The sequence below is a fragment of the Pseudomonas sp. B13(2017) genome (assembly GCF_002113245.1).
GTDB classification, from domain to species: domain Bacteria; phylum Pseudomonadota; class Gammaproteobacteria; order Pseudomonadales; family Pseudomonadaceae; genus Aquipseudomonas; species Aquipseudomonas putida_Z.
On sequence record NZ_NEJX01000016.1, the window covers coordinates 68,923 to 85,759 of the forward strand.

At 62.1% G+C, this 16,837-nt stretch carries 14 protein-coding genes and 1 other RNA gene; 4 read left to right on the forward strand and 11 right to left on the reverse strand.

Translation table 11 applies throughout. The features are described from left to right. Window positions 1–175 precede the first annotated feature (175 nt). From CAG44_RS19815 to CAG44_RS19860, 8 genes are all read right to left on the reverse strand, one after another. The gene (locus CAG44_RS19815; protein WP_085692843.1) at window positions 176–451 is read right to left on the reverse strand and encodes a hypothetical protein; all 276 of its coding nucleotides are present in this window, start codon (window positions 449–451) and stop codon (window positions 176–178) included. Continuing rightward, complete coding sequence (locus CAG44_RS19820; protein ID WP_085692863.1) at window positions 448–1,428, reverse strand: integrase domain-containing protein; 981 nt, start codon at window positions 1,426–1,428, stop codon at window positions 448–450. The genes CAG44_RS19815 and CAG44_RS19820 overlap by 4 nt, the downstream gene beginning before the upstream one ends. 942 nt (window positions 1,429–2,370) lie before the next feature. Then, window positions 2,371–3,627, reverse strand: coding sequence for an integrase domain-containing protein (locus tag CAG44_RS19830; protein ID WP_085692844.1), 1,257 nt, complete (start codon window positions 3,625–3,627; stop codon window positions 2,371–2,373). A gap of 187 nt (window positions 3,628–3,814) precedes the next feature. After that, window positions 3,815–4,206, reverse strand: a transfer-messenger RNA (tmRNA) gene (ssrA, locus tag CAG44_RS19835). A gap of 99 nt (window positions 4,207–4,305) precedes the next feature. Next, on the reverse strand, window positions 4,306–4,599 hold the full coding sequence (locus tag CAG44_RS19840; protein ID WP_085591686.1) for a hypothetical protein: 294 nt from the start codon (window positions 4,597–4,599) through the stop codon (window positions 4,306–4,308). Between the two features lie 461 nt (window positions 4,600–5,060). Next, complete coding sequence (locus CAG44_RS19850) at window positions 5,061–7,871, reverse strand: FAD-binding and (Fe-S)-binding domain-containing protein (protein ID WP_085692845.1); 2,811 nt, start codon at window positions 7,869–7,871, stop codon at window positions 5,061–5,063. A 75-nt stretch (window positions 7,872–7,946) separates the two neighbouring features. Continuing rightward, entirely contained in the window at window positions 7,947–9,092 is a 1,146-nt protein-coding gene (gene lldD / locus CAG44_RS19855) for an FMN-dependent L-lactate dehydrogenase LldD (RefSeq protein WP_025340713.1), read from the reverse strand. A gap of 63 nt (window positions 9,093–9,155) precedes the next feature. Next, complete coding sequence (locus CAG44_RS19860; protein ID WP_085692846.1) at window positions 9,156–10,826, reverse strand: lactate permease LctP family transporter; 1,671 nt, start codon at window positions 10,824–10,826, stop codon at window positions 9,156–9,158. A 256-nt stretch (window positions 10,827–11,082) separates the two neighbouring features. Between CAG44_RS19860 and CAG44_RS19865 the strand changes: the two genes are divergently transcribed. Then, window positions 11,083–11,850, forward strand: coding sequence for an FCD domain-containing protein (locus tag CAG44_RS19865; protein WP_013974301.1), 768 nt, complete (start codon window positions 11,083–11,085; stop codon window positions 11,848–11,850). A 126-nt stretch (window positions 11,851–11,976) separates the two neighbouring features. Here the strand turns inward: CAG44_RS19865 and smpB are convergent, their stop codons facing one another. After that, complete coding sequence (gene smpB / locus CAG44_RS19870; RefSeq protein ID WP_013974300.1) at window positions 11,977–12,459, reverse strand: SsrA-binding protein SmpB; 483 nt, start codon at window positions 12,457–12,459, stop codon at window positions 11,977–11,979. 162 nt (window positions 12,460–12,621) lie between these two features. Here smpB and CAG44_RS19875 point away from each other — a divergent pair, with 162 nt between their 5' ends. Further along, complete coding sequence (locus CAG44_RS19875; protein WP_025340712.1) at window positions 12,622–13,056, forward strand: type II toxin-antitoxin system RatA family toxin; 435 nt, start codon at window positions 12,622–12,624, stop codon at window positions 13,054–13,056. A gap of 61 nt (window positions 13,057–13,117) precedes the next feature. On the opposite strand, the gene CAG44_RS19880 is transcribed toward CAG44_RS19875, so the two are convergent. Then, window positions 13,118–13,651 carry an outer membrane protein assembly factor BamE gene (locus tag CAG44_RS19880; protein ID WP_025340711.1) on the reverse strand — a complete coding sequence of 178 codons (534 nt, stop codon included), beginning with the start codon at window positions 13,649–13,651 and terminating at the stop codon, window positions 13,118–13,120. Window positions 13,652–13,748: 97 nt separating this feature from the next. Between CAG44_RS19880 and fur the strand changes: the two genes are divergently transcribed. Then, window positions 13,749–14,153 (forward strand): ferric iron uptake transcriptional regulator, encoded by a 405-nt coding sequence (gene fur, locus CAG44_RS19885; protein WP_012274258.1) that lies wholly within the window; start codon window positions 13,749–13,751, stop codon window positions 14,151–14,153. A 192-nt stretch (window positions 14,154–14,345) separates the two neighbouring features. Here the strand turns inward: fur and recN are convergent, their stop codons facing one another. Continuing rightward, window positions 14,346–16,019: a DNA repair protein RecN gene (gene recN / locus CAG44_RS19890; protein ID WP_025340710.1), complete on the reverse strand. Its 1,674-nt coding sequence runs from the start codon at window positions 16,017–16,019 to the stop codon at window positions 14,346–14,348. A 191-nt stretch (window positions 16,020–16,210) separates the two neighbouring features. Between recN and grpE the strand changes: the two genes are divergently transcribed. Beyond that, the gene (gene grpE, locus CAG44_RS19895; protein WP_025340709.1) at window positions 16,211–16,768 is read left to right on the forward strand and encodes a nucleotide exchange factor GrpE; all 558 of its coding nucleotides are present in this window, start codon (window positions 16,211–16,213) and stop codon (window positions 16,766–16,768) included. Window positions 16,769–16,837: the final 69 nt, after the last annotated feature.

Below are 16,837 nucleotides of genomic sequence, written 5' to 3' on the forward strand. Positions count from 1 at the left end.
ACATCAAGCCATACCTGTCAGCGCTGGCAAAATTCCCGTAAAGCCGGGAGCACAAGTCTTTGAATGCCCCCAAGCGTTTGCTCCCAAATCAAAGTTTCCGTTCAGTAAGGGCAGCTAATGGCCGGCTGCTGTCAGCGCCGAACGGTGGCTATGAGTGGATAGCAGCCAGTCTTACTCATAGATTGAAAACCCATGTTTTTTTTAAGCGATGAGCGAGCAGCCGCACGGTCAGCAGATAGTAATAGCGTGTTGCATCGCTTCGTCGATTTAGTCTTTGCTCAAGAAACCAAGCCACGTGCTTTTTCTGCCAAGTCCAAGGCTCCTGTCGCTGCCAGCGCTCTGCGATCTCAGCCTGGATGATTTTCGCCTGTCGCACATGGCGTTGGCGGCTGGCGTGAGATCCGGTCAGCACGCCAGCCAGGAACAACTCCATATCAAATGGCTTTCTCATGTCCGCCCCCCAATGTAGGCCGTGACCACATCAATCCGACCGTGCCCCAGCTCATAGCTGATTTGCCGCCGGGCCTCATGATCAAGGGTCCTATCTACCTGACAGCATTGTCCGCCGTTGATAGGTGCGAGATGCTGGGTGATCTGCTCATAGCGCTCACATGCGTACGCCGCTCTTAGCTCATGGAAGCCTTTGAGGTTGTGTGCATGCAGGATGTCCCGCGCAGGGCGGATAATTTCTTGCAGAATATTCCGGTAGCTTTCGTGCGGAGCAACCAGGTTGTGGCTACCCACAGGCGATACCTGCCGTGAAAACCCAAGCGCCTTGCGAACATCGTCGTCCACTGTAATCCAACGCGGCGCAGAGGCGCCGGCACGGCCGCCTTTGGTGCCATCCTGAATGTTAATCTTGCCAAGGTCTTTAGCCTCACGGCTAAGCCGTGATAGGTCAGCCAAGATAGCCTCACGCAAGCGCATGCCGGTGGCTCTCGCCAACAGGACGATCGCGGCGGCCCGTCTCTGGTCACGACTGCAAAGCGCATCGACAATCTGCTTAACCTGTTCGCGGTTTTGGCCTTGCGGTATCGACTGTCGAACCCCGGTGCGCTGCATACCCAGTGCCTTGCTCGGACTGGGCAATTTCACACACTGATCACCGCGCAGTGCCGCCATGGTCCTGTTAACGCTGGAAAGCCGATTTTGTGTAGTGCTGACGGCGAGATCACCGCGTCCAACCAGGTCACGCAGATACGCCGCATAGTCGGCTAATACCTTTCGATCAATGTGCCGCGCATCATTGATACCGGGCCCTTGTTCGGAGCGGCACCACTTCACGAATGCCTGCCACCGATCACAGTGCGCTTTGACTGTACCGTAGTGCCCGCCGCCAAACAGGTCTTTCAACGCCTGCCGCCCTGCATAACTCAGTTGCCTACCGTAGCCGAAATTACGGCCATCGCGCCTACTCACCAATGCCATATCGGTCACCTCACCTTCTGCTCTCCGATCCTCGCCCCACGTCATCCCGCCAAGAATGTTGAGTGTTATCAGGGATCAAGGCCCCTGCGACCTGTGGGGAATGTCCTCTTCGCGGGACTGGCGGCTCCTTACGTCCGGGAGCAAGGGCATCTCATGATCTGGCCTCCTGTACACCGTTGCCGGTGGGCGGGTGGAGGCAGCACTGGCTGACGAGATCAGCGCCTGAAGATCCTGAGCCATGTGCAAGCAGCAATGCGATGACCGGGGCATACCTGACTGTCAGTCAGGTGCAGTCCATTCCTTGGTCTGCGGCACCATCATCTACAGCGCTGTTGCTGGTGACATCGGCGTTTGTCACGCCGATTGTCACGAGGGGGAATGCCGCAAAGCCTTGTGCGATCAGGGCTGCAGCAGTGGTAGAAGTGCCCGTCTCTTTCCAGAAGAAAGAGACGGGCACAGGTTGGCGCAGTATTCGGCCAAGCGGATAGGTTGCTGCAGGGCAGCGAGGTACGGTGTATCTGGCGCACGAGCGCTATATGTGTAAGAGCATCCATCACCTGGGTAGTGACCGTACGAGCTGCCGGATGCGAATCGTACTTGGGCTGAACCACCGCGGGAGCGGCGTGACCTTTAAGGCTCGGGTCACCTGGGGTGCTGTCATCGACAGCCTTCGCACGGCCAGTTCTACGCCTGTGGATAAACCCGGTCAAGGGCCGAAAATAAGCGCCCTTGAGGACGTGAAAAGCGGTTATCCATCGGTGGAATTACTTGGTAAATCCCGGACAACGTCGTGGCTTTTAGCTCTTCAAAATGAGGTCCATCCAAACAGGGCGGCTTTGCAGCCCTGTTTGGATGGACCCGCGCTGAGAAGCAGATAAGCGAGGCTGCTTGCTCCGAATCTTGGACGTTCAGTTGTTTCCGCAATTCTTGCGCCGTACAGAGCTAGCGGATCGGTACCACGTTCTTGTCTCTGACTTGACCGTATGCTGAGGCAAGCAGGCTGCCGGTGGCGGCTTTCTGGATGTACTCACTCCACCAGGCCATCATCGGTCGTCTGCGTTCAATGTAGTCGGCTCGGTTGTAGGCGCTGCGCACCTCATCCTTGTCGACATGCGCCAGTGCGACCTCAATGAGTTCGGGGTCCCACCCATGTTCATTCAAGATGGTGCTGGCCATCGAACGCATGCCGTGACTGACCAACCGCTCCTGGAACCCCATGCGTTTCAACGCCATGTTGGCGGTCTGGCTATTGGCGTGGGTGCGCGGATTTCTGTCTGCCGGGAAGACGTATTCTCGATGGCCGCTGTGAGTCTTCAGTGACTCCAACAGTGCGACCGCGTGATCACTCAACGGAATGCTGTGTGGGCGGCGCTTCTTCATCCGCTCCGGTGGGATAGTCCAGACACTCCTTTCAAAGTCGATGTCAGCCCAGCGAGTAGTCGCTGCCTCGGCGGGGCGAGTCATCGTGTGCAACTGCCATTCGATCAGGCAGCGGGTGGTGCGTTTGATGCTGGCGTTCGCGATCTCCAGCATAAGCTCGGGGAGCTCTTCGAGCGGAAGCGCTGCCATGTTCTCTTTCTTGGGTTTCTTGAATACTGCTCTGATACCGGTGAGCGGGTTGGCGAAGATCAGGCCGGAATTTACGCCGTAGGTCATGATCTCGTTTAGCCGCTGGCTAAGACGCTTGACCGTCTCCAGGCTGCCTTTCGCTTCGATTGGACGAAGCAATCCGATCACCATCGGCGCGGTTATCTTCGTGAGTGGTGTCGTCTTCAAATCGGGGAACACGTGCAGCGTGAGCGACCGCCAGATGTCCTCGGCGTAGGCCGGGGTGACCGAGTCTTTCTTGAGCTCGAACCAGGCGGTGGCTACGTTCTCGAAGGTGTGTTCGGTTTCTGCGCGCTTGGCTTCATTAAGCGTATTGCGCTGCACCTTCGGATCAATGCCCTGAGCGAGTAGCTCACGTGCTTCGACTGCCTTCTTTCGTGCATTCGCCAGTGACAGTTCGGGGTAGGTCCCGAAGCCGATGTTGATGCGCTTCTTGGTCACCGGTTCGCGGTAGTTGAAATTCCACAACAACGAGCCGTTGCTGCGTACCCGGAGCTGCAAACCGTCACCGTCTGTGAGGACGTAATCCTTGGACGCGGGTTTGACTCCCTTGAGCTGTCGATCGGAGAGGCGGAGGTTTTGAGCAGGCATGAGATTGTCCTCAAGCACTGATTCGGTATTCCAAAGATTAGCACCGGGTGAGCTGGAATACCGCCTGGAATACCCGAATGGCTGGAACTCAAAAACTCTCAAAAGACCGCAAAAGCGCTGGAAGCCGCGTATTTACTGGATCGCAGGCACAAAAAAAGACGTCCGTGGACGTCTTTGTTTGATCATTTGGTGGAGCCGGGGGGATTTGAACCCCCGTCCGCCAGTACTCCGCTGTCGGTACTACATGCTTAGCCGTGTCTACTGAGTTAATCCGCAGCCGCCCGACGGGCAGGGTGCTTTGGACGAGTTGGGTAAGTTTTAGTCGCTTTGCCCCCAACGTGCTACACGACGATCCTGTTCTGTATGACAATCATTTCGGGTTTACAGGCATCCCCTGATGATTGCTGGAGCCGAAGCTACCAGGAGAGCGGGCTCAGCTGCTTACGCAGCGAGAGCGTAGCCCTCGTAGTTTTCGTCATTGGCAACTATAGAAAGTTGCAACAGTGGATTTACGAGTTCTGTTACCAACTCGGCATGCACCTAGAGTTTCGCTACCGGCGTCGAATCCTGATCGGCCCCACACTAGCTCTTGGCTAACGCACCTTACGGTACGTGAGGCGGAGTATACGCCATTGCGCGGGCGACGTCGACAGCCGGTCCGGTCGCCCGCTTTTGGGCTCACGCGCCGCTACCGCCGCTGGTGCCGCTGCCTTTCTCGGTTTTTTCCAGGCGCTCCAGGACTTTGCTGGTGATGGCGATGCATTCCTTGGTGTCGCCCGAGGCTTGGGCAGCCTTGGCTTTGTCGACGTGCTCGGTGATGGCCTTGTCCAGGCCTTCGGAGGTGGCGCCGGCGGTGGCCATGCTGTCGTCGATCTTTTGCAGGTTGGCGGTGCACAGGTCTTCGGCGGCGAACACCGGCGAAGCCAGCAGGGTGGCGGCCGCGAACAGGGCCGAAAGCGCGGTACCTTTCATGGGAGTCTCCTTCTGGGCCTCTGGAAGGTGGGCCTGTAACGGTGGACTGTGGGGGATTGGCGGGGGTTCAATCGGGATGCTGGCGGGATGGCACCGGCTTTGCCGGTGTTCGCGGCTGAAGCCGCTCCTACAGGTACAGCGTGGGCCCAAAGCCGGCGCGGTACCTGTAGGAGCGGGCGTGCCCGCGAAGCAGGCTGCGCGTTGTATGGCACCGGCTGCGCCGGTGTTCGCGGGCATGCCCGCTCCCACAGGGATTGCGGCAGCTATCAGGTTTTGCGTTAAACGGTCAGGCCAATGCCGGTGTACAGGTGCAGCGTGGCCCCAAAGCCGGTGCAGTACTTGTGGGAGCGGGCGTGCCCGCGAAGCAGGCTGCGCGGTGTATGGCACCGGCTGCGCCGGTGTTCGCGGGCTTGCCCGCTCCCACAGCGATTGCGGCAGCTATCAGGTTTTGCGTTAAACGGTCAGATGCTACGCGGCCGGGTGACGCGGTCTACCAGGTAGACCAGCCCGTGGTAGTCGATGCCGCTATGGCTGGACAGGCCGATCTCGCAGGTGCGGCTGGTGGAAATGCCTTCGCTGCAATACTGCACCGCATCCTTCAGGCTGCGCAGCGAGTGGGCGTTGAGCTCGGGGGTGGTGAAGCCTTTGTCACCGGCAAAGCCGCAGCAGTGTATGCCCTCCGGGATCACCACCTGTTTGCTGCAACGCCGTGCCAGGTCGATCAGCGCCTGGCTTTCGCCCAGGTGTTGGGTGCTGCAGGTCACATGCACAGCCACTGGTTCGTCCTGGGGGGTGAACTCCAGGCGCTCGAGCAGGTGGGTGCGGATGAAGCGCACCGGGTCGTACAGGTCCAGCCGGGTGTCGTTCAGGTCCTGCACCAGGCGCAGGGTGCAGGGGCTGGTGTCGCAGTAGATCGGGTCGAGGCCGCTGCGGCTTGCGTGCAGCAGGGCGGCAATCAGTTCCTGGCGTTTGTGCTCGGCCTGCTCGGGATAGCCCTTGGAGGCGAACGGCTGGCCGCAGCACAGGCTGTCGGCGTTGTCGGGGAACACCACCTGGTAACCGGCCTTTTCCAGCAGGGCGCGGGTCTTGTCCAGCAGCGAGCTTTGCTCGCGGTCGGCATAGGCCGGGCCCATCACCCGCGAGACGCAGGCGGCCAGGTACACCACGCGAGGGCGGGCGTCGTTGCTGGCCTGGCCGAAGTCCAGTGGGCGCAGGGGTTGTGGCATCGCCGGGGTCCACTGTGGCAGGCGGCCTTTGCTGGCTTTGTTCAGCGAGGCGCTCAGACGGCCCAGGCGTGGAGCGCCGAGCAGCTTGCGTGCGGTGTTGGCGGCGGTCAGGGTCAGGCGCGCGCCGCCCAGGGCAGTGTGGAAGTGTTCGGCCAGCCAGTCGGCGGCTTTTTCGTGCTCGGCGGCCTGGCTGCGCAGTTTCTTCACCAGTTCGCCGGTGTTGATGCCGACCGGGCAGCGCTGGGCGCACAGGCCGGTGGCGGCGCAGGTGTCGATGCCCTGGTACTGGTAGGTCTGGCGCAGTTCGCGGGTGTCGATGCCGGCGCGCTGTTTGGCCTGGATGTCACGCCACATGACGATGCGCTGGCGTGGGCTGAGGGTCAGGCCTTTGGACGGGCACACCGGTTCGCAGAAGCCGCACTCGATGCACTTGTCGACGATCTCGTCGGCAGCGGGCAGCGGCTTGAGGTTCTTCAGGTGAATGTCCGGATCTTCGCTCAGCACCACGTCGGGGTTGAGAATGCCATTGGGGTCGAGCAGGCGCTTCAGCTTCCACATCAGTTGGTAGGCGTCATGGCCCCATTCCAGCTCCACGAACGGTGCCATGTTGCGCCCGGTGCCGTGCTCGGCCTTGAGCGAGCCGCCGAACTCCACCGCCACCAGTTGCGCCACATCGTCCATGAAGGCCTGGTAGCGGGCGACTTCCTCGGCACTGTTGAAGCCCTGGGTGAAGACGAAGTGCAGGTTGCCTTCCAGGGCATGGCCGAAAATGATCGCTTCGTCGTAGCGGTGCTTGTCGAACAGCTGGATCAGGCGGTTGACGCCTTCGGCCAGTTGCTCGATGGGGAAGGTGACGTCTTCGATGATGACAGTGGTGCCGGTCTGGCGCACGGCGCCGACGGCGGGGAAGGTGTCCTTGCGGATTTTCCACAGCTGGTTGTACACGGCCGGGTCTTCGCTGAAGTCCACCTGCTGTTCCAGCGGGAAGTCGGCGATCGAGGCCATCACCTGTTGCAGCTGTTCATGCAGCAGGCTCTGGCTGGCGGCGCGGGACTCGATCAGCAGGGCGCAGGCATTGTCCGACAGGCCTTTTACCCACAGCGGCATGCCGGGCATGTTCTGCACCGAGCGCAGGCTGCGGCGGTCGAGCAGCTCCACGGCCGAGACCGGCTGGCGCTTGAGTACGGTCACCGCGCGGCAGCAGCTTTCCACGCTGGGGAACACCAGCAGCGCGCTGGCCTTGTGCGGGTGGTCGGGCACGGTGTCGTAGGTGACGGCACTGATGAAGCCCAGGGTGCCTTCGGAACCGACCAGCAGGTGCTGCAGGATATCCAGCGGTTGGTCGTAGTCCACCAGTGCGTTCAGCGACAGGCCGGTGGTGTTCTTCAGCCGGTATTTGTGCCGGATGCGCTCGGCGAGTGCAGTGTTGGCGCGGGTCTCGCGGCCCAGGCGGGCCAGTGCTTCCAGCAGGTCGGCGTGGCTGGCCTCGAACGCGGCGACGCTGGCCGGGTCTTCGCTGTCCAGGCGCGTGCCGTCGGCCAGCACCAGGCGCAGGCCGGCCAGGGTGTGGTAGGTATTCTGCGCGGTGCCGCAGCACATGCCGCTGGCGTTGTTGGCGACGATGCCGCCGATCTTGCAGGCGTTGATCGAGGCCGGGTCGGGGCCGATCTTGCGCCCGAAGGGGGCCAGCCAGGCATTGGCCTGGGCGCCGATGACGCCGGGCTGCAGGCGGATCTGCTCGCCTTGGCCGCGGATTTCACGGCCGTTCCAGTTATCGCCCAGCACGATCAGCACCGAGTCGCTGATGGCCTGGCCGGACAGGCTGGTGCCGGCGGCGCGGAAGGTGACCGGCACCCGCTCGCGCTGGGCCAGTTTGATCAGGCCGACCACTTCGTCTTCGGACTCGACGCGCACCACCAGCTTGGGGATCAGTCGGTAAAAGCTGGCGTCGGTGCCGAAGGCCAGGGTGGAGGTGGGGTCGTCGAAGCGGCGTTCGGCGGGGATCAGGCGCTCGGCATCACGCAGGAACGCGGCGGGCAGGCTCATGCAGTCTCCTCGCGGGGCCGTGGCGTCTGTGCGGCACATGCCCCGGGTCAATCAGGCGGTCGTTCTTGCGGGCGTTCAGGCGCCCAGTTCGCGTACCAGCGAGTCGCGGGTGATTTCGCTGATCGACTTGGCGCCGGTCAGCACCATCGCTACGCGCATTTCCTTCTCGAACAGCTCCAGCAGGTTCTTCACCCCGGCCTGGCCGTGCACGGCAAGGGCGTAGAGGAAGGCGCGGCCGATCAGTACGGTATCGGCGCCCAGGGCGATCATGCGCACCACGTCGAGGCCGCTGCGGATGCCGGAGTCGGCGAGGATCTTAAGGTCACCTTTGACCGCATCGGCAATTGCCGGCAGGGCGCGGGCGCTGGACAGCACGCCGTCGAGCTGGCGGCCGCCGTGGTTGGACACGACGATGCCGTCGGCACCGAACCTGACCGCATCGCGGGCGTCATCGGCATCGAGGATGCCCTTGATGATCATCGGGCCGTCCCAGAACTCGCGGATCCACTCCAGGTCTTTCCAGGAGATCGACGGGTCGAAGTTGTTGGCCAGCCAGCCGATGTAGTCGGCAAGGCCGGTGGGGTTGCCACGGTAGGTGGAAATGTTGCCCAGGTCGTGCGGGCGCCCCATCACACCGACATCCCATGCCCACTCGGGGTGGGTCATGGCTTGCAGCACGCGGCGCAGCGGGCCGTTCTTGCCGCTCATGCCAGAGTGGGCGTCGCGGTAGCGGGCGCCGGGTGTCGGCATGTCGACGGTGAACACCAGGGTCTTTACCCCGGCGGCCTTGGCCCGCTCCAGGGCGTTGCGCATGAAGCCGCGGTCCTTGAGCACGTACAGCTGGAACCACATCGGCCGGTCGATGGCCGGGGCCACTTCTTCGATCGGGCACACCGACACCGTGGACATGGTGAACGGAATGCCGTGGGCAGCCGCTGCGCGCGCCGCCTGCACTTCGCCACGGCGGGCGTACATGCCGGTGAGGCCGACCGGGGCCAGGGCCACCGGCATGCTCAGGGTTTCGTCGAACAGTCTGGTCTGAAGGCTGAGCTCGGACATGTTCTTCAACACGCGCTGACGCAGGGCAATGCTGGCCAGGTCCGATACGTTGTGGCGCAGGGTGTGCTCGGCGTAGGCGCCGCCGTCGGCATAGTGGAACAGGAAGGGAGGCAGCTTGCGTTGGGCCGCGGCGCGATAGTCGGTAGAGGCGGAAATGATCATGGATTCTCGCAGCGTTGCGTGTGGGGATTGCCGGGCGCGCGATGGCGCCCGGCCCCTTTCACTTTAGTGATGAACCAGCATGCCGGTCAGCCAGTAGGCCTGGATCAGGGTGATCAGGCCGACGATGGTGGCGAAGAACAGGCTGTGCTTGACGGTGAAGCGGAACAGGTCGGATTCCTTGCCAACCAGGCCGGTGGCGGCGCAAGCCACGGCGATCGACTGCGGCGAGATCATCTTGCCGGTCACGCCGCCGCTGGTGTTGGCCGCTACCAGCAGAGTGTCGTTGACCCCGATCTGGTGCGCGGTGGTGGCCTGCAGCGAGCTGAACAGGGCGTTGGACGAGGTGTCGGAACCGGTCAGGAACACACCCAGCCAGCCAAGGAACGGCGAGAAGAACGGGAACGCGGCACCGGTACCGGCCAGCACCAGGGCCATGGTCGAGGACATGCCCGAGTAGTTGGTGACGAAGGCGAAGGCCAGCACCATGCCGATCGACAGGATTGGCCAGCGCAGCTCCCAGAAGGTTTCCTTGAAAGTGGTCAGACCAGTTTTGAAATTGATCTTCAGCACGGCCATGGAGATCAGCGCCGAGAGGAAGATCGCGGTGCCGGTGGCAGAGATCGGGTCGAGCTTGAACACCGCTGGCATGGCGGTTGGCGCGGCGACGATCGGTGCGGACTTGATCACCAGTTGGTCGAGGTGCGGTATGGCGAAGTTGAACACGAAGTTGTACATCGCGCCGCCCGGGGCGAAGGCCGCCTTGAACGGTTTCAGGGTCCAGATGGTGACCAGCACGGTGAGGATCAGGAACGGCGACCAGGCTTTGAAGATCTCGCCAAAGCTGTAGGGGCTTGGCTGGCTGCCGCTTGGCTGAACCACGGCGGCGCCGACGCTGCCTTTGGCTTCGGCGAACGAACGCTTGGGCTGCCAGACTTTCAGGAACAGGGTCAGGGCGATCAGGCTGGCCAGGGCCGAGGTGATGTCCGGCAGCTCCGGGCCGATGAAGTTCGAGGTGAAGTACTGGGTGACGGCGAAGCTCAGGCCGGCGATCAGGGCGGCAGGCCAGGTTTCCTTCACGCCACGCAGGCCGTCCATCATGAATACCAGCCAGAACGGCACGAACAGCGACAGCAGTGGCAGCTGGCGACCGGTCATGGCGCCGATGTGGAAGGCGTCGATGCCGGTGACCTGGCCGGCCACGATGATCGGGATGCCCAGGGCGCCGAAGGCCACTGGCGCGGTGTTGGCGATCAGGCACAGGCCGGCGGCGTACAGCGGGTTGAAGCCCAGGCCCACCAGCAGCGCGGCAGTGATTGCCACCGGTGCGCCAAAGCCTGCCGCACCTTCCAGGAAGGCACCGAAGCAGAAACCGATCAGCAGCACTTGCAGGCGCTGGTCGTCGGTAATCGACAGCACCGAGCTGCGGATCACTTCGAACTGGCCGCTCTTGACCGTGAGTTTGTACAGGAACACCGCGGCAACGATGATCCAGGCAATCGGCCAGAGGCCGTAGAGGAAGCCATAACCCGCAGCGGCGAATGCCATGTCGACAGGCATCTGGAAGGCGAAGATCGCCACCAGGATCGACAATGCGAGGGTGATGCTGCCGGCCACGTGGCCTTTGAGGCGGAATACGGCGAGGGCGAGGAAGAAGAAGACGATGGGAATGACCGCCGCCAGTGCGGACAGGCCAAGACTACCAAGCGGACTATAGATTTGTTGCCAGGTTTGCATATGGGGTGGCCCCTAATTGTTGTTGGTCAGGCACTGGCATTGGATAATTGGTAAGACCAATTTACAATGGCTGGGCGCTAGGTTAAAAGCGTCTTCGTGGGTGTGTCAATTTGTCCCGTGCAAAACTTTGGTCGCGTGCCGATGAGCGGGCGCCTGGTGGGCAGGGAAAATCGTCGCCTGGTGGGTGTTTGCGCGATCTGGATCGGCGAGAATAGGCGCCCCCTGAAATCTGCCGGGGGTTTGTGGAGAGCATGTGATGGTTTTTGATCAGGTCCGCCAACGGCGCCTGTCCGACGACATTGTCGATCGGTTGGAAGGGATGATTCTGGAAGGCACGCTGACCTCGGGGCAGCGGCTGCCGGCCGAGCGCGTCCTTGCCGAGCAGTTCGGCGTGTCCCGCCCGTCACTGCGTGAGGCGATCCAGAAGCTGGTGGCCAAGGGGCTGCTGGTCAGCCGTCAGGGTGGGGGCAATTTTGTCGCCGAGTCCCTAGGGTCCACTTTCAGCGACCCGTTGTTGCAGCTGCTCGAGCACAGTGCCGAGGCGCAGCGTGACCTGCTCGAATTCCGCCATACCCTGGAGGCGTCCTGCGCCTACTACGCGGCCCAGCGCGCGACCCAGCCGGACCGGGCGCGGCTGAAGGCGGCGTTCGATGCGCTGCAGGACTGCTATGCCAGGGCCGACGAAGTGACTCGGGCGGAGGAGGGCGCGGCCGATGCGCGCTTCCACCTGGCGATTGCCGAGGCCAGCCATAATGCCGTGCTGCTGCACACCATTCGCGGCTTGTTCGACCTGCTCAAGCGCAACGTGGTGACCAACATCGGCGGCATGTACCAGCAACGGACCGAGACCCGGGACATGCTGATCAGCCAGCACCGGGAGCTGTACCTGGCGATAGTCGAGGGCAGGGCGGAGGATGCGCGGGAAGTGTCCAGCCGGCACATTCTGTATGTGCAGGAGGTGCTGGAAGAGGCGCATGAAGAAGCGCAGCGAGTGGCGCGGGCGGAGCGGCGGAGCGGGCGTTGAGATCGGTGTTGGAATCTTCGCGGGCTTGCCCGCTCCCACAGGATATGCGCCGGACCTGAAGGCGGCGCGATACCTGTGGGAGCGGGCGAGCCCGCGAAGAGGCCGGAACAGGCTGAAGAAGAGGTATTACTCTTCCTTGCCCTTGTTCCGCACAGCCCGCTGCAGCTCGCGGTTGGAATCGCGCTCGCGCATGGTGTCGCGCTTGTCGAATTCCTTCTTGCCCTTGCCCAGTGCGATTTCGCACTTGATCAGGTGCTTGCTCCAGTACAGCGCCAGGGCCACGCAGGTGTAGCCCTTTTGCGCCACGGCCGCTTCCAGGCGCTCGAGCTCGCGCTTGTTCAGCAGCAGCTTGCGAGTGCGGATGGGGTCGGCTATGACGTGGGTGCTGGCCGTGGTCAGCGGGGTGATGTGGCTGCCGAACAGCCAGGCCTCACCGTCCTTCAGCAGCACGTAGCTGTCAGTCAGGTGCGCCTTGCCGGCTCGCAGGCTTTTTACTTCCCAGCCGGACAGGACCAGCCCGGCCTCGAACTTGTGTTCGATGAAGTAATCGTGTCGCGCCTTCTTGTTCTGCGCGATGGTCCCGGTCGGATGTTTCTTTTGTTTAGCCATAGGGGCGGCATTATAGGCAGTCGCCGCGTCGTCGGCTATGGGATTTCGGTGTGCTTGAGCCACTGCAATGAATACCGGACAATACAGCCCCTGTCTTTGCGACAGAACCTGTTTTCGGCACGCTGCGAAGCGCCGCCACCCAGCCTTGGAAGTGATGCCTGGATGACTACCCATATTCAACGCTCCGCCCTGCTGCCATACCCCGCCCAGGCGCTTTACGATCTGGTCAACGATGTGGCCAGCTATCCGCAGTTCCTGCCTTGGTGCTCGGCCTCGACGGTGATCGAAGCCAGCGACACGCACATGCGCGCCAAGCTCGATGTTGCCAAGGGCGGCATGAGCCAGCACTTCGTCACGCGCAACGTACTGGTGCCGGGGCAGTCCATCGAGATGAACCTGGAAGAGGGGCCGTTCACTCAGCTGCATGGCCTGTGGGTGTTCAAGCCGTTGGGTGACAAGGCCTGCAAGATCAGCCTGGACCTGTCGTTCGATTATGCCGGCCCGCTGGTGCGCGCGACCCTGGGCCCGCTGTTCAACCAGGCGGCCAATACGCTGGTGGATGCGTTCTGCCAGCGTGCCAAGCAGCTGAATGCCTGACTGAAAAAGCGGCAACAAAAAGCCCGGACCAGGTCCGGGCTTTTTTGTATCTGCTCGCCGCTTATTGAGGCGAGGTTTCCAGCGGAGCCGGAGTCGGGACCGGGGTGGTCTCGATGGTGTCGATCTCGCGCTGGATGGATTCTTCCACCGAGCCTGGCTTGGCCGGTTTTTCTTCAGGCTGCACGGTTGGCTGTTCTGGCTGGTTGGCCGGGCTGACCGTGGTGTCGCTGCTGCCACCGAGGATTTCCTGGTCGCGGCTGACGCCTGGCATGAAGTCGCCAGAAAGGCTGACCAACTGGTCGCTTTCGTTGAAGAACACGCTCATGCGTTCTTGCTGGCGTTTGCCGCCGCCTGGCTGCAGGCTGTACAGGTAATCCCAACGGTTGGTGTTGAAGGTGTCCTGGATCAGCGGGTTACCCATGATAAACCTTACTTGCCGGCGGGTCATTCCGGGGCGCAATTGGTCTATCATGTCTTGCGTAACGACATTGCCCTGCTGGATGTCGATTTTGTAAACCCCGGGAAACGAGCAACCGGCGAGTGCGAGCAGTCCCACTAGGGTGAGGCTGGTTAGCAAGAGCTTGGTGTTTTGCATCGGTGGGCGACTTCCACTATCTTGGCTGGACAACGTAAACCCCGATCATACCCGTATTAAGAGAAGCTGCGAAGCAGCATCGGCGAGAAAGCTGACCATGGTTGAAAATAGCGAATTGCGCAAAGCCGGTCTCAAGGTGACCCTGCCTCGAGTCAAGATCCTTCAGATGCTCGACTCCACCGAGCAGCGTCACATGAGCGCCGAGGATGTCTACAAGGCGCTGATGGAGGCTGGCGAGGACGTGGGCCTGGCCACCGTCTACCGCGTACTGACCCAGTTCGAAGCGGCGGGTCTGGTGGTTCGCCACAACTTCGACGGCGGTCATGCGGTGTTCGAACTGGCCGATGGCGGTCACCACGACCATATGGTCAACGTGGACACCAGTGAAGTCATCGAGTTCATGGATGCCGAGATCGAGAAACGCCAGCGCGAAATCGTGGCCGAGCATGGCTACGAGCTGGTGGACCACAATCTGGTCCTGTATGTGCGTAAAAAGAAGTAACGATTTTTTATCGTTATGAATGGCAAAGGCGACCTTCGGGTCGCCTTTGTGCTTTCTGGGGCTGGAAGATGTGTTGTCGGTGCTGGCCTCTTCGCGGGCACGCCCGCTCCCACAGGATGATCACAGGACCTGAATTCTGTGGCGTACCTGTGGGAGCGGGCGTGCCCGCGAATGGGCCTGAAAAAGAAGGGTTCAGGCCTTGCCGCTTACCACCATCTTGCGCGCATGCGCCAGGGATTCCTTGGTCAGGTCTATGCCGCCCAGCATCCGCGCCACTTCCTCCACTCGCTCACGTTTGCCCAGGTTGGCCACGGCGGTGTGGGTGGTGTCGCTGTTGCGCACCTTGTGCACGAACAGGTGGTGATGCCCTTGTGCCGCCACCTGCGGCAGGTGGGTTACGGTCAGAACTTGGCCGCGTTCGCCCAGGCGGCGCAGCAGTTGGCCGACGATTTCGGCAGTAGGCCCGCCGATACCGACGTCGACTTCGTCGAACACCAGGGTTGGAATGCGTGAGGTCTGCGCGGTAATCACCTGGATCGCCAGGCTGATGCGGGACAGTTCGCCACCTGAAGCCACCTTGGCCAGGCCCTTGAGCGGTTGGCCAGGGTTGGCGCTGACCAGTAGCTCGATCTGCTCCAGGCCATGAGGCGAAAGGTCTGCTCCCTCATTGGGGGTAAGTGCGATGCAGAAGCGCCCGCCGGGCATGCCCAGGCGTTGGATCTCCTGCTCGACGGCCACTGCCAGCTGCTGGGCAGCTTGTTGGCGTAGTGCGCTGAGCTCGCGAGCCTTCTCTTTATAGTGCTGGGCGAAGGCGGCAAGCTCTTCACCCAACCGCTCGATCGACTCGTCACTGGCGTTCAGGCCCTCCAGCTCTTCCATCAGCTGCTGTTGCAGGTGGGGCAGTTCGGTGGGGTGCACGCGGTGTTTGCGCGCCAGCGTATAGATAGTGTCGAGGCGTTCTTCCAGTGCCTGCAGGCGCATGGGGTCGGCGTCGAAGTTGTCGAGAAAACGGTTGAGCTCGCCCACGGCTTCCTCGACCTGGATCTGCGCACTGGCGATCAGGTTGGCTGCTTCCCCCAGTGCCTTTGGCGAATTGGTGGCGGCACCCAGGCGGTTGAGGCTGGAGGTGAGGGCGCTGAGCACATTGCCCGAATCGCTCTCGCTGCACTGGTCGATGACCTGGCGGCAGATGCCGAACAGGGCTTCGGCGCTGGTCAGGTTCTTGTGTTCCTGCTCCAACTGCTCCAGCTCGTGTTCGCCCAGGCCGAGGTTGTCGAGTTCCTCCAGCTGATAGCTCAGCAGCTGATGGCGGGCGCGCTGCTCGTCGCCGGAGTTGGACAGGCGCTCCAGTTCCAGGCGGGTCTGGTTCCAGCGCTTGGCCGCCAGCTGTACCTGGCGGGCCAGGTCGACGGCGCCGGCGTACTCGTCGAGCAGGCGGCGGTGGGTGTCGGTCTTGAGTAGTGACTGGTGCTCGTGCTGGCTGTGGATATCGATCAGCAACTCGCCCAGCGCCTTGAGGTCGCCGAGCGGGCAGGGCGTGCCATTGATGTAGCCGCGGCTGCGGCCTTCGGCGGTGATCACCCGGCGCAGGATGCACAGGCCGTCGTTGTCCAGGTCGCGCTCGGCCAGCCAGGCATGCGCCTCGGGAATGTCCACCAGATCGAAGGTGGCGAGGATGTCTGCCTTGTCCGTGCCAGGGCGCACCACGCCGCTGTCGGCCCGGTCGCCCAGTGCCAGGCCGAGGGCGTCGAGCATGATCGACTTGCCGGCACCGGTCTCGCCGGTGATGACGGACATGCCGCGGGCGATTTCGAGGTCGAGGTGCTCGACGATGGCGTAGTTGTGAATGGACAGGTGCACCAGCATGGGGCGGCTCCCGGAAGTCAGGTCTGGTTATTTATACAGTACTTTTTTCAGGCCTGCCAATGCCCCTTGGCAGAATCTGTTGCAGCGGGGAAAACCACCTTGCCCCTTGAAGCTGGTTTTTCCGGCCCCATATAGCCGACATCCAAGGCGAGCCTGGCTCGCAGTCCACAAAATTGCGCAGGAGAGACCCCATGGCTGACGAACAGCTGAACGAGAAAGACCTTAACGTCGAAGAGACCGGTGCAGGTAATGCTGCCGACGCCCGCGTCCTGGAACTCGAGGAGCAGCTGGCCGCCGCCAAGGACCAGGCGCTGCGCGCCGTTGCCGACGTGCAGAACGCTCGCCGTCGTGCCGAACAGGACGTCGAGAAAGCCCACAAGTTTGCCCTCGAGAAGTTCTCGGGCGACCTGCTGCCTGTGATCGACAGCCTGGAACTGGCCCTGGCGCACTCCAGTGCCGACGATGAGCACGTCAAGCAGATCCGCGAAGGCGTCGAGCTGACCCTGAAGATGTTCCAGGACACCCTCAAGCGTTACAACCTCGAAGCAGTCGACCCGCACGGCCAGCCGTTCAATCCAGAGCATCATCAGGCCATGGCCATGCAGGAAAACGCCGAAGTCGAGCCGAACAGCGTGCTGAACGTCTTCCAGAAGGGCTATCTGCTCAATGGCCGCCTGCTGCGCCCTGCCATGGTGGTGGTCAGCAAGGCGCCGAGCGCGGCGCAGCCCTCGATTGATGAAAAGGCTTGAAATCCTTCCGGGCATCCCCATCTAGGTGTCAAGCCTTCAAGTATTACTGCAGTTGGCCAAAGTAGTCGC